10 protein-coding genes are annotated in these 12,807 nt (G+C 70.4%); 9 read left to right on the top strand and 1 reads right to left on the bottom strand.

The features are described from left to right. Positions 1-180: 180 nt before the first annotated feature. Positions 181-1,266 carry a mechanosensitive ion channel domain-containing protein gene (locus J3A66_RS07430; RefSeq protein WP_192069772.1) on the bottom strand — a complete coding sequence of 362 codons (1,086 nt, stop codon included), beginning with the start codon at positions 1,264-1,266 and terminating at the stop codon, positions 181-183. Positions 1,267-1,525: 259 nt separating this feature from the next. Here J3A66_RS07430 and J3A66_RS07435 point away from each other — a divergent pair, with 259 nt between their 5' ends. From J3A66_RS07435 to J3A66_RS07475, 9 genes are all read left to right on the top strand, one after another. Continuing rightward, positions 1,526-3,184, top strand: a complete 1,659-nt coding sequence (locus J3A66_RS07435; RefSeq protein WP_031440138.1) for an MFS transporter — start codon at positions 1,526-1,528, stop codon at positions 3,182-3,184. After that, positions 3,181-4,368, top strand: coding sequence for an HlyD family secretion protein (locus J3A66_RS07440; protein ID WP_209568020.1), 1,188 nt, complete (start codon positions 3,181-3,183; stop codon positions 4,366-4,368). Before J3A66_RS07435 ends, J3A66_RS07440 begins: the two co-directional genes overlap by 4 nt. Before the next feature lie 743 nt (positions 4,369-5,111). Continuing rightward, positions 5,112-6,506: an efflux transporter outer membrane subunit gene (locus J3A66_RS07445; protein ID WP_209570431.1), complete on the top strand. Its 1,395-nt coding sequence runs from the start codon at positions 5,112-5,114 to the stop codon at positions 6,504-6,506. Positions 6,507-6,714: 208 nt separating this feature from the next. Continuing rightward, positions 6,715-7,422, top strand: coding sequence for an NTP transferase domain-containing protein (locus J3A66_RS07450; protein WP_209568021.1), 708 nt, complete (start codon positions 6,715-6,717; stop codon positions 7,420-7,422). After that, on the top strand, positions 7,419-8,525 hold the full coding sequence (locus tag J3A66_RS07455) for a hypothetical protein (protein WP_209568023.1): 1,107 nt from the start codon (positions 7,419-7,421) through the stop codon (positions 8,523-8,525). The genes J3A66_RS07450 and J3A66_RS07455 overlap by 4 nt, the downstream gene beginning before the upstream one ends. Positions 8,526-8,572: 47 nt before the next feature. Beyond that, positions 8,573-9,688, top strand: a complete 1,116-nt coding sequence (locus J3A66_RS07460) for a CDP-alcohol phosphatidyltransferase family protein (RefSeq protein ID WP_209568025.1) — start codon at positions 8,573-8,575, stop codon at positions 9,686-9,688. Positions 9,689-9,773: 85 nt separating this feature from the next. Further along, positions 9,774-11,102, top strand: coding sequence for a lipopolysaccharide biosynthesis protein (locus J3A66_RS07465; RefSeq protein WP_209568027.1), 1,329 nt, complete (start codon positions 9,774-9,776; stop codon positions 11,100-11,102). A gap of 95 nt (positions 11,103-11,197) precedes the next feature. Continuing rightward, on the top strand, positions 11,198-11,662 hold the full coding sequence (locus J3A66_RS07470; protein ID WP_209568029.1) for a DUF2141 domain-containing protein: 465 nt from the start codon (positions 11,198-11,200) through the stop codon (positions 11,660-11,662). A 105-nt stretch (positions 11,663-11,767) separates the two neighbouring features. Continuing rightward, positions 11,768-12,766 carry a diacylglycerol kinase family protein gene (locus J3A66_RS07475; protein ID WP_209568032.1) on the top strand — a complete coding sequence of 333 codons (999 nt, stop codon included), beginning with the start codon at positions 11,768-11,770 and terminating at the stop codon, positions 12,764-12,766. Positions 12,767-12,807 lie beyond the last annotated feature (41 nt).

Here is a 12,807-nt window from a genome sequence, read left to right on the forward strand (position 1 = left end):
GGATCAAGACTGGCTACCCCCGCGAGTCCCCTCCACGGCCAGCCAATATGGATCCCCGACTCCGCGGGGATGACGGCTTGAGCGGGGATGACGGCTTGAGCTGGGATGGTGCCGAGCGGTGACGGGTTCTCCTCATAACCCGTCATCCTGACGAAACGGGTGTCATACGCCGCGCCAGCGTTACGACGCGGTGCCGCGCACCGGGTCCGGGGCCATCAGCAGGCGGCCGCGGGGCATCGCCTCGGGCATTTCCGCTGTGATAAACGCCAGCATCGCCTCGCGCACGTCGCAGCGCAGGTCGAACGCGACCGAGGCGTTCTTGGCGGTCATCAGCGCGCGGAGTTCGACCGCGTCCGCCTTCATGTCGGTGACCTGCAGGTTGAAGAACCGGCCGTCCCAGCGCGGATTGGCCTTCACCACCTCGGCGAGCTTTTCGCGCAGGCGGGGCACATCGGTCGACGGATCGACATACCAGAAGACCGAGCCCATCAGCTGGCTGGTCTCGCGCGTCCAGTTCTGGAAGCTCTGTTCCAGGAACTTCGACACCGGCACGACGAGGCGGCGCTCATCCCAGATCTTGATGACGACGAAGGTCAGGTTGATCTGCTCGACGCGCCCCCATTCGCCGTCGACGATCAGCACGTCGTCGAGCCGGATCGGTTCGGTGAACGCCATCTGCACGCCGGCGATCAGATTCTTGAGCGCAGGCTGGGCGGCGGCACCGACGACGAGGCCGGCGATACCCGCCGACGCCATCAGCGTGACGCCGATCGAACGGATGCCGGGGACGCTCAGCAGCATCAGGCAGACGCTGATGAAGATGATGAAGAAGGTGCCGATCCGTCCGAGGATCGCCGCACGGGTGCGCTTGCGTCGCGCACGCAGATTGTCCTCGACGGTGATGTCCGAGCGGATCTCGATCACGTCCTGGAATGCGCGCAGGGCCGCGACCGCGAGCCAGCCGAGCAAGGCGGGGACGAGGAAGCCGAGCAGCTGCTTCCACAATTCCTCGATATCGTCGTCCATCGGCAGGATCCGCGCGACGAACGCGACGCTGACCGCGACGAACACCGCGCGCAGCGGCCGGCGGACGCGCGCGAGGACGAGCCCGTCGGTCTTGGCGGTCGACCGCCGCTGCGCATGGCCGGCGATCCGCATCGTCAGCCAGTGCGCGACGAGCGCGAAGAGCACCGCCGCGGAGACCACGGCGACGCTTTCCAGCCAGACCCATTCGGGCGGTATGTGGAGCGATCTGAATATGCGCATGACAGCGCAACGGTGCGGGTGCGGGGATGTTCCGCTGCGGTGCAGCATGGGGGGGACATCCAGCACGATGGCGACCACCCCGGCGGAGGCCGGGGCCCAGTTGGAGAGGTCGCAGTAATGGAGGGCGGCCCGCTGTTACCGCCGTCCCCCAACTGGGCCCCGGCCTTCGCCGGGGTGGTGTTTTTCCTGGGAAAATCGCTCGCCGCGATCCGTCTTCCCGGATGACGTGCCTCCGTGATCATGCCACAAGACAGCGACCATGATCGCCCGGAGAATCAGACGCTTCCTGAGTGAGGAAGACTGGACGTTCGCGCCGCACGAACTGCCCGTCCTCCCCGGCTCACCGGGCTCGCCCGCGCATCCGCGGCACCGCCAGATCGCCTATGCGCTGATCGGCATTTTGCTGGGGCTGACGGTCGGGTTCGGCAATGCGCTGATCAGTGCGAACACCTATACGCTGCAGGGTGCGCTCGGGCTCGATCCCGCCGAGATCGCGTGGCTGCCGACGGTCTATGTGATGACCAACGTCAGCATCAACCTGCTGATGATCAAGTTCCGTGCGCAGTTCGGGCTCAGGCCCTTCGCGCTGATCTTCCTCACGCTCTATGTCCTCGTGACGCTCGCGCATCTGTTCGTCCACGGCTTTGCCACCGCGATCGCGGTTCGCGCGATCAGCGGGATGGCGGGCGCCGCGCTCAGCAGCCTGTGCCTCTATTATGTGATGCAGTCGCTGCCCGCGAAATGGCGGCTGAAGGCGGTCGTGCTCGGCATCGGCATCCCGCAATGCGCGACGCCGCTCGCGCGGCTGTTCTCGCCCGACCTGCTCGCCATGTCGCAGTGGCGCACGCTGTATTTGTTCGAGCTCGGCCTCGCGCTGCTGTCGCTCGCTGCGGTCGCGGCGCTGCGCCTGCCGCCGACGACGCGGAGCAAGGCGTTCGAGCCGCTCGACTTCCTCACCTTCGTGCTGTTCGCGGGGTCGACCGCGCTGTTCGCCGCAGTGCTCGGGCTCGGGCGGATCCTGTGGTGGACCAATGCGCCGTGGATCGGCTGGGCGCTGATCGTCGCGATCCCGATGTTCGCCGCCGCGATCGTCGTCGAGCATCACCGCGTCAACCCGCTGCTCAACACCCGCTGGCTCGGCAGCGCGGACATATTGCGCTTCACCGTCGTCATCGTGATGGCGCGGATCGTGCTGTCCGAACAGACCTATGCCGCAGTCGGGTTGCTGACCGTGCTGGGTCAGAACAACGACCAGCTTATCCCGTTCTTCCTGATCATCTTCGTCGCCTCGGTCGCGGGCGTGATCGCGAGCGCGGTGACGCTCGACGTCGAGCGGCTCGGCCACCCGATCATGCTCGCGATCGGGCTGGTCGCGGTGGCGGCGTGGTTCGATTCCTATGCGACCAGCCTGACGCGCGCGCCGCAGATGTACGTGACGCAGGCGATCATCGGTTTCTCTGCGACCTTCTTCCTAGGCCCGGCGCTGCTGTTCGGGATGACGCGCGCGCTGAAGGAGGGTGCGGGGCACATCATCAGCTTCATCGCACTGTTCGGGATCATCAACTCATTGGGCGGGCTTGGCGGCACCGCGCTGCTCGGCAGCTATCAGGTGGTCCGGGAGAAGGCGAACAGCGCCGCCCTCGTCCAGCAGATCTCGCCGACCGACCCGATCGTCGCGCAGCGCATCGCCGCGGGCGGTGCCGCGGTCGGCCGGGTGATCGTCGACCCGACGCTGCGCAGCGCGGAAGGTGCGGCGATTTTGTCCCAGACCACGACGCGCGAAGCAAACGTGCTTGCCTATGCCGACGTCTTCCGCTTGGTCGCGATTCTCGCCGGAGGGACGTTCGGGTATCTCGTCTTCCTGATGGTGCGACGCCAACGACGCGAACGCCGTGCGCGACTTGAGAGGACGACATGACCGACGCCCGCAGCCCGGTGGCAGAAGGACCCGCGACGGAGGAGAAACAGGCGGAGACGGCCGCCGCCCCTACGGCCGCGCCTGCGCCCGCCCCCGCCGCGACGCCCGCCACCCCGGTCGGCTCGGGCTGGCGACCGCAGCCGCCCAGCCCGCGCGTCATCGGCGTCATTGTCCTGCTCGTGATCGCGGGCGTCTGCGCGGTGCTCGCGGCGTGGCGGCTGCCGCCGTTCGCGACCAGCTACCAGTCGACCGACAATGCCTATGTCCGCGGCCGCACCACGGTGATCAGCCCGCAGGTCAGCGGCTATGTGACGCAGGTGCTCGTGCGCGACTTCGCGGATGTGAAGGCGGGCGATCCGCTGGTGAAGATCGACGACCGCATCTATCGCCAGCGGATCGACCAGGCGCAGGCACAGGTCGACGCGCAGGCGGCGACGCTGTCCAACAGCCTGCAGACCGCGCGCAGCCGCCAGGCGAGCCTCGCCGCGCAGGACGCCGCGGTCGCCAATGCCGCGGCGCAGCTGATGCGCGCGCAGGCGGACATGGCGCGCGTCAACGACCTCGTCACCGACGGCTCGGTCAGCCTGCGCGAACGCGACCAGACGCTCGCCGCGCTCCGCCAGGCGGAGGCACAGGTCCAGCAGGCCAAGGCCGCGCGCGAGATCGCCCGCCAGGACATCCGCACCGTCGAGGTCGGGCGCGGCGGCCAGGAGGCGGGCGTCTCGGGCGCGGAGGCGGCGCGCCAGCTCGCGCGGATCGACCTTGCCAACACGGTGATCCGAGCGCCCGAGACGGGGCGGCTGAGCGAGGTCGGCGTCCGGCTCGGCCAATATGTGACCGCGGGGTCGCAGCTGATGTTCCTCGTGCCGCCCGAAACCTGGGTGATCGCGAATTTCAAGGAGGCGCAGACCGCGCGGATGGCAGTCGGCCAGCCCGCGTCGTTCACCGTCGACGGGCTCGCGAACGAGCGGCTGACCGGGCGCGTCGAACGGATCTCGCCCGCGGCGGGGTCGGAATTCGCGGTGCTGAAGGCGGACAATGCGACCGGCAACTTCACCAAGGTGCCGCAGCGGATCGCGGTCCGCATCCGCGTCGATCCGGGCCAGCCGCTGAGTGCGCGGTTGCGGCCGGGGATGTCGGTGCAGGCGCGGGTCGATACCGCCGGCGGGCCGGGGCCGCGGTGATGTCGCGCCCCCCCCTCGGTCCCTGTTCTCCAGCCCAGCCTGGATCGCCGCCTTCGCGGGGAGACATTTTGGCAGGGGCGACAAGCCAAACCAAGATTTCCACCCCGGCGAAGGCCGGGGCCCAGTTGAGGGACGGCGATAACGGAGCGTTGTCCGCCCTTACTGCGACCTTCCCAACTGGGCCCCGGCCTTCGCCGGGGTGGAGACAGGGGGTGCGGGTGATACCCGACGCCGCGCGCGCGTCCTGTTCTCCCGCGGAGGCGGGAGAACAGACTGGGTCCCCGCCTTCGCGGCGAAACATTTTGGCAGGGGCGGTAAGCCAAACCAGGATCCCCACCCCGGCGGAGGCCGGGGCCCAGTTGGGGGACGGCGATAACGGAGCACTGTCCGCCGTTACTGCGACCTTCTCAACTGGGCCCCGGCCTTCGCCGGGGTGGTGGCAGGGGGTGCGGGCGGTGCCCGACGCCGCGCGCGCGTCCTGTTCTCCCGCGGAGGCGGGAGCCCAGCCTGGGTCCCCGCCTTCGCGGGGAGACATCTTGAGGGAGGGCGCTGCGCCGACCCACGCCGCCGCCGCAATCAAAACCGCTACCCCGGCGAGAACGTCCACCCCGGCGGAGGCCGGGGCCCAGTTGGGGGACGGCGATGACGTAGCGCTGTCCGCCGTTACTGTGGCCTTCCCAACTGGGCCCCGGCCTTCGCCGGGGTGGTGGCGTGTGTGGCGGGGCGTGTGGACGTGGCGGAGGATAGAGGCATGGCGGACCGCCACCGCCCTCCCCCTCGCGCTACTCGCCACCGCGTGTATCGGCCCCCGCCCCGAGGCGCCTGCCGCGACTGCGGTTGCCCCACCCCCCGCGTGGCGGACCGCGCTGGGGCCGGGTACGCCGATCCGGGCGGACTGGTGGAGCGCGTTCGGGGATCCGGTGCTGACGCAGCTGGTCGGGCGGGCGCTCGCCAACAGCCCCGATCTGGGGGCGGCCGCCGCGCGGATCGACGAGGCGCGGGCCGCCGCGCGGCTGGCGCGGGCGCAGCAGACGCCGCTGGTCAACGGATCCGCGCCCGGCACCACCGGGCAGACGGTCGGCGCGCTCGGCACGCCGATCGATGCGATCGGCGCGCAGCCCGCGGTCAGCATCAGCTATGATCTCGACCTGTTCGGCCGCCTTCGCCAGGCGAGCCGCGCGGCGCAGGCGCAGCTGCTCGCGAGCGAAGCGTCGCGCGACACCGTCCGGCTCGCGATCGCGAGCAGCGTCGCGACCGGCTACATCACGCTGCGCGCGCTCGACCAGCGGCTCGCGGTCGCGCGCCAGACGCTCGATGCGCGCGCCGAGGGGCTGCGCATCGCCCGCCGCCGCGCCGAGACCGGCTACACCTCGAACCTCGAACTGCGCCAGGCCGAGGCGGAATATCACGCCACCGAACAGCTTGTCCCCGCCGCCGAACTGTCGATCAGCCGCCAGGAAAACGCGCTCAGCCTGCTGCTCGGCGATGTCCCCGGGCCGATCCCGCGCGGCCTGCCGCTCGACCGGCTCGCCGCGCCCGCGATCCCCGACGGGCTGCCCGCCGACCTGCTCCGCCGCCGCCCCGATCTCTATCAGGCGGAGCAGACGCTGGTCGCGACCGACCGCTCGCTCGACAGCGCGCGCGCGGCGATGCTGCCCAATCTCGCACTCACCGGCTCGGCGGGTGTCGTGCTGTCGAGTGCGCTCGCCGATCCGATCGCGGTGTTCTCGATCGGCGCGAGCGTGCTCAGCCCGATCTTCGACGGCGGCCGGCTGGGCGCGCAGGCCGATGCCGCCACCGCGCGTCGCGACCAGGCGGCGTTCGCCTATCGCCGCACCGCGCTGCAGGCGTTCCGCGAGGTCGACGACAGCCTTGCGGGTGTCCGCCGCTCGGGCGAACAGGCCAATGCGTTCGCGGCACAGCGCGATGCGCTCGCGGGTGCGCTGCGCAACGCGTCGAACCGCTACCGCGCGGGCTATTCGGCCTATATCGACCAGCTCGATGCGCAGCGCGGGCTGCTGACCGCGGAGCTGTCGCTGGTCCAGGCGCGCGCGGACCGGCTGACGGCCTATGTGACGCTCTACCAGGCGATGGGCGGCGGCTGGTCGCGCGACGATGCGGCGGTCGTGCGGCGCTGAGGAGCGTGCCCAGGGTTACGCAGGACATCGCCCGGAACCCTGGGCTCCCGCCTTCGCGGGAGAACAGGTTTTGCCACACCGGATCCGCCACCGTTCCCCCGCGCAGGCGGGGGTCCAGCACCAGGCAGGACGACGCGCGCGACTCTGCCCCGCATCCACGGACGAATCGCTGCATTTTCCTGCCACAGTTGATGCATAAGCGGGTGCCATGAAGGCCATCATCCTTGCCGCGGGCCACGGATCGCGGCTCCTGCCGCTGACGCTCAGCACGCCGAAATGCCTCGTGCAGGTCGGCGGGCGGGCGATCCTCGATTCGCAGCTCGACGCGGTCGCGGCGGCGGGGTTCGATGGCGCGGTGATCGTCGGCGGGTATCGTATCGACCAGATCGCCGCGCATCTGGCCGGGCGGTGCGGCGATCCGCCGACGACGCTGATCTTCAACCCCTTCTGGTCGGTCGCCAACAGCATCGGCAGCGTCTGGGCGGCGCGCGCGCATCTGGGCGCCGCGTTCGCGCTTATGAACGGCGACACGCTGTTCGACGCCGCGATCCTGCAGGCGGCGCGCGCCGAGCCCGCGCCCGGCGTGACGCTGGTGGTCGAGCCGCTCCACGAACCCGGGCTCGACGACATGCTGGTCGAGGCGGACGGCGAGCGGGTGATCGCGGTCGGCAAGCATCTGGTCGGGCATCAGGCGACCGACCGGTCGCTCGGGCTCATCCTGTCGGGCGGCGGCACCGCCTATGCCGACGCGCTGCGCGCGGTGATCGGCGAGGACGAGGGGATCCACGCCTATCACCACGCGGTCGTCCGCCGCGTCGCCGAGGGCGCCGGCGTCCGTGCGCTGCGGATTCCTGCGGGTGCGCGCTGGCAGGAGATCGACCGGCCCGAGGACATTGCGCATTGGCAGGCGTCATGAGCCGCAAGGTCGCGTTCCTGTTCCTCGGCGAGACGCTGCTGATCCCGCATCTCTATCCGATCGTCGAGGCGCTCGCCGCTGCCGAGCCGACGCTGCCGATCGAATTGTGGGTCAGTACGTCGGTGCACGAAGCGCTGCTTGCACGCTGGAGCACGGGGCTTGGGCAGGTGACGATCCGGCGCGCACCGGGGTTTCGCGCGATGCCCGGCCATGCCGAGGGCGACAATCCGCCGCTGCCGCCCAAGCTGCCGACGCTGTTCCGCCTCCTGCCGCATCTGCTGCGCACGCCCGTGGTGGTGTGCGCCGAACAGACCAGCCTGTGGCTGCCCGCGACGCTGCCGCTGCGGACGCGGTTCATCGACACGTTCCACGGCGCGGGGTCGATGATGGCGCGCGGTCACTGGCGGCGGCGCGCGGGCTGGCGCACGCTGGTTGCGGCCGAGCGCGACCGGCAGGCGCTGATCGACGGCGGCGACGCGCCCGCGCGGATCGTCACCACCGGCTATGTGAAGGCCGCGTTCCGCCAGCGCACCCCCGCCGCGCGGCTGTTCGCCGATCCGCGCCCGGTGATCCTCTACACCCCGCACTGGCAGGCGCACCGCTCGTCGTGGTGGCGCTGGGGGCCCGAGGTGGTCGAGCGGATCCTCGCCGACGGGCGCTACAATCTGATCTTCGCGCCGCACCAGCGGCTCGTCGAGCGCGCGCCCGAGCTGCGCGGCTTCGTCGCAGGGCTCGCCGGCCGCGCGGGGGTGCATGCCGATCTCGACAGCTTCGCGATGGTCGATGGCAGCTACACCGCCGCCGCCGACCTGTATCTGGGCGACACGTCGAGCCAGGTGGTCGAATATATGATGCGCCCGCGGCCGTGTGTGTTCCTGAACGCGCTGGGGGCCGACTGGGAGGGCGATCCCTCTTATGCGATGTGGGGCGCAGGCGCGGTGGTCGACAGCCTCGACGCGCTGATCCCGGCGATCGACGCCGCACCCGCGCTGCATCCCGGATATCGGGATTTCCAGACGCGGTTCGTCGAGACCGCGCTCGGCGACGTGTCGGGCGGCGCGCCCGCACGCGCGGCGCAGGCGGTGCTCGCCGCGCTGCGCTGAACCAGCCCGGGCTCGCAATCCGCGCGCAATCGGCTATCGGGCAGCGGATGCAAGACATGCCAGCACTCGTGCCCCTGGGCGACAATCCGACCCTGCTCTGGGGGATGCGCAACGACGAGCGGTTGCGGCGGATCGGCGTGGCGCAGGGCTTTGCCGGCAGCGACGCGGCGGACGGCCCCGCGATCCTCGCCAACATGGCGTTCGCGTTCGACCCGGTCTGGACCGCGCATCTGAAGACGCGCCCCGGCACCGTGATGACGCGCGCGGGCGTTCCCGTGCTGGCGCATGTCCGGACCACCGAGGAGCGCGCGCGGGTCGCCGCGGCGATGCACGCGGACGCAGCCCTCGACGCCGCCAGCGGGCTGACGCTCATCGCCGCCGAGTCGGACGAGGGGATCCTCAACGAGGCGCTGCGCAAGCGCGAAAAGCCGTTTGCCGAGCGGCTCGTCCCCGCCGCGGTCCCCGCGATCGAGCGGGCGAGCTATGTCGGCGCGTACAAGGGCGTCACCGACCTGCTGACCAAATATCTCTGGCCCGAATGGGCGCTGGCGATCACCCGGGTCTGCGCGCGCGCGGGGATCACGCCGAACCAGGTCACCGCGATGGGATCGGTGCTGTGCATCGTCGCGACGATCGCCTTCTGGTATGGCTGGTTCTGGACCGGGCTTGCCACCGGACTCGTCTTCATGGTGCTCGACACCGTCGACGGGAAGCTCGCGCGCTGCACGATCACCGCGTCGAAGCTCGGCAATGCATGGGATCACGGCGTCGACCTGGTCCATCCGCCCTTCTGGTGGTGGGCCTGGGCCGCGGGCTGCGCGCCCTATGGCCGGCCGCTCGACGATGCGACCTTCTGGGCGGTGATCGGCACGATGCTGTTCGGCTATGTCGCACAGCGGCTGATCGAGGGGGCGTTCATCGTCCGGTTCGGGATGCACATCCATGTCTGGGAACGCTTCGACAGCTGGTTCCGGCTGATCACCGCGCGGCGCAACCCGAACATGGTGATCCTGTTCGCGGGGCTGGTCGTGACGCGGCCCGACTGGGGGATCATCGGCGTCGCGGCGTGGACCGCGATCTCGCTGGTCGTCCATCTCGTCCGGCTGTTCCAGGCGATGGCACGGCGCGCGAAGGGCGGCGCGATCACGAGCTGGCTCGCCTGATCGCGTTGGATCGGGCGGTTCGGCGGGCGGTCTTGCGGCCGCGACTTGCCGCACCGCACCGCGCGCTTTAGGGGCCGCAGGGCGCATGACCCAGGCCCCCGCCCCTTCCCCCACGACCAAGGATTTCGGTGGCGTGCTGCGTTCGGCGGCGCGCAACCTGGGCTGGCTGCTCGCGAGCCGCAGCGTGCTGGCGATCCTGTCGCTCTTCTATCTCGGCTTTGCGACGCGGACATTGGGGGTCGTCGATTTCGGCCGGTTCGCGCTGATCACCGGTGCGGTCCAGGCGCTGACGACGTTCGTCGGCTTCCAGACGTGGCAGATCATCGTCCAGTACGGCGTCCAGCCGCTCCATGACGGCGACAGCCCGCGGCTCGCGCGGCTGTTCCGGCTGGCGGCGCGGCTCGACCTGTCGAGCGCGATCCTCGGCGCGCTGCTGACGATCGGCATCCTCCAGATCTGGGCGAACGCGTTCGGCATCCCGCGCGACCTGATGCACTACACGCTGGTCTTCGCGGTGATCCAGCTGCTGACGATCCGCTCGACCCCGCTCGGCATCCTGCGGCTGCGCGACAAATTCTCGCTCTCCGCACTCGCCGACAGCATGACGCCGGTGATCCGCTTCGTCGGCGCAGGCGCGGCGATGCTGTTCGACCCGACGATCCGCGGCTTCATGATCGCCTGGGCCGCGGCCGAGCTGGTCACCGCGGCGACCTACTGGATCATGGTGTGGCGGAGCGGCGACTTCGCACTGATGCTGGGCGGGCGCAGCGGCTGGCGCGCGCTGGTCGCGGAGAATCCCGGCGTCGTGAAGTTCGCGCTGAGTACCAATGCCAGCGCGACGCTCGGCCTGTCGAGCAAACAGATCCCGCTGCTGCTGGTCGGTGCGTCGATCGGCCCCGCCGCGGCGGGCGCGTTCCGGCTCGCGGCACAGGTCGCGCAGGCACTCGCCAAATTGTCGCAGCTCCTGTCGCGCGCCGCCTTCCCCGAGATCGTCCGCGCGGTGCGGACCGCGGCGCCCGAGCGGCTGCGCTACATCCTCGTGCGGACGATGCTGGCGAGCAGCGCGGCGGCGCTCGCGATCCTCGCGGTCGTCGCGCTGATCGGTGAGCCGATGCTTAAACTGGTCGGCGGCAAGTCGTTCGGCAGCGCCTATCCGGTGCTCCTCTGGCTCGCGGCGGCGGGGTGTTTCGACCTGGCGACGGTCAGCCTCGACACCGTGCTGACCGCGGTCAACCGCGCGGGCACGGTGTTCGCGATCCGCGTCGTCGGCGTCGTCCTGCTGTTCATCGGCGCGTTCGCCTTGATGCCGCTCTATGGCTCGTCCGGGGTGGCGATGGGCGTCGCGATCGGCTCGGTCGCGGTCGCGATCCTGCTCGGGTTCGCCGCGGCACATCTGACGCGCCGCCGTCCCTGAGGGCGGCACGGCCCGCCGCGGTCGATAAAGCGCGGGTTCACAGAGCCGACGTCATTGGCCTCCAAATTGCCGTTATGCGATTGCAAGGGTCCCCCATGACGAATCTGCCTCTCCTGCTCGCGCTCGCCGCGGGTGCAACGCTCGCCTCGACGTCCGCGGCTGCTGCGGAGACGTGCGTCGGCACGCCCGGGAACGGCGCGGCCAAGCTCGTGCTCGAGGCGACCACGCTGCACAATGCGGTCGGCGAGGTCGCGTTCACCGTCTATCCCGACGACAAGCGCCGGTTCCTGTCCAAGGGCGGCAAGCTGGCGCGCGCGCGCGTGCCCGCCGCGCAGCCGCATGCCTGTTTCTGGCTGAAGCCCGGTTATTACGCGATCGCGCAATATCATGACGAGAACAGCGACCATGATTTCAACCGCACGCTGTTCCTGCCCAAGGAGGGGTTTGGATTTTCGAACGACGCCCCCACATCGGTCGGCCTGCCCTCCTTCGCGTCGGCGCGGGTGGCGTTGCCGGCCGGGGGGACGGTCGTGCGGATGAAGATGCGGTATCGGCGCTAGCGTCGATCAGGGGCAGACGTGCCATAAAAATGTAGCGATACTAGCCTGCGACAGGTAGCCAAGAGTGTGAGCGACGCCGTTTCCAATTTCCAGGCCTTTGATGGCATGCCGTTTCCAGCGGCCAGACGCGGCGCGGCACCGGACGTGACCGCGCGCAGTGCTGCGTCGCAGATCCGCACCGGGATCATCTGCAACCCCAAGAGCCACCGCAACCGCAGCAGCGTCGAGGCGACGCGGCCGTTCGTGTCGGGCACGGTGCTCGCAGTCACGCCGCGGACCCAGGCCGAGCTGGCCGCGGTGCTGAGCGATTTCGCGCAGCACGGGATCGAGCTGCTGGTGATCGACGGCGGCGACGGCACGATCCGCGACGTGCTGACCGCGGCGGCGACGGTGTGGACGGGCGCGATGCCGCGGGTCGCGATCGTGCCGTCGGGCAAGACCAACGCGCTCGCGCTCGATCTGGGCATTCCCGATCACTGGACGCTCGACCAGGCGCTCGCCGCGGCGCGCGACGGCGCGAGCATCGTCCGGCGCCCGGTCGAGGTCGAACGCGCCGGCACCGGCCAGAAACTCCGTGGCTTCCTGTTCGGCGCGGGCGCGTTCGTCGAGGCGACCGGGCTGGCGCAGCGCGCGCACCGCGCGGGCGCGTTCAAGGGGTTCGCGGTCGGCGTCGCGCTGAGCTGGGCGATCGTCCAGACCTTGTTCGGTCGCGCATCTGGGATGTGGCGCGCGGGCAACCGGATGCACGTCCGCTACGATGCCGCCGCCGATGCCGGCCGGGTCGCGGATACCGACACGCATCGCTATATCCTGCTCGCCTCGACGCTGACGCGGATGCCGCTGGGCGTCCAGCCGTTCGGCGCGGCGCGCGACGGGCTGAAGACGCTGCTGGTCGATGCGCCGCCACGCTGGCTCGCCGCCGCAGCACCGCTGATCGTCGCGGGGTCGCCCGCCAAATGGCTCGACCGGGCGGGCTATCACCGGATCGACACGCCCGCGCTCGACGTGACGATGGAGGCGGGCTTCATCCTCGACGGCGAAGTCTATCCGGGCGGCGCGCTGACGATCCGCCAGGCGGCGCCGATCAGCTTCGTCGTTCCGTGAGCGCGACGCTCGGCGCGCTCGTGCGCGACCAGCTCGCCACC

This window comes from Sphingomonas sp. PvP018, from assembly GCF_017876865.1.
Classification (GTDB): Bacteria; Pseudomonadota; Alphaproteobacteria; order Sphingomonadales; family Sphingomonadaceae; genus Sphingomonas; species Sphingomonas aerolata.

Bases quoted from the DNA above. Each gene is read 5' to 3' on its own strand.
- J3A66_RS07465 (WP_209568027.1), top strand. From the start codon at position 9,774: ATGACCCAGGCCCCCGCCCCTTCCCCCACGACCAAGGATTTCGGTGGC.
- J3A66_RS07450 (WP_209568021.1), top strand. From the start codon at position 6,715: ATGAAGGCCATCATCCTTGCCGCGGGCCACGGATCGCGGCTCCTGCCG.
- J3A66_RS07470 (WP_209568029.1), top strand. From the start codon at position 11,198: ATGACGAATCTGCCTCTCCTGCTCGCGCTCGCCGCGGGTGCAACGCTC.
- J3A66_RS07475 (WP_209568032.1), top strand. From the start codon at position 11,768: ATGCCGTTTCCAGCGGCCAGACGCGGCGCGGCACCGGACGTGACCGCG.
- J3A66_RS07430 (WP_192069772.1), bottom strand. From the start codon at position 1,266: ATGCGCATATTCAGATCGCTCCACATACCGCCCGAATGGGTCTGGCTG.
- J3A66_RS07440 (WP_209568020.1), top strand. From the start codon at position 3,181: ATGACCGACGCCCGCAGCCCGGTGGCAGAAGGACCCGCGACGGAGGAG.
- J3A66_RS07455 (WP_209568023.1), top strand. From the start codon at position 7,419: ATGAGCCGCAAGGTCGCGTTCCTGTTCCTCGGCGAGACGCTGCTGATC.
- J3A66_RS07460 (WP_209568025.1), top strand. From the start codon at position 8,573: ATGCAAGACATGCCAGCACTCGTGCCCCTGGGCGACAATCCGACCCTG.
- J3A66_RS07435 (WP_031440138.1), top strand. From the start codon at position 1,526: ATGATCGCCCGGAGAATCAGACGCTTCCTGAGTGAGGAAGACTGGACG.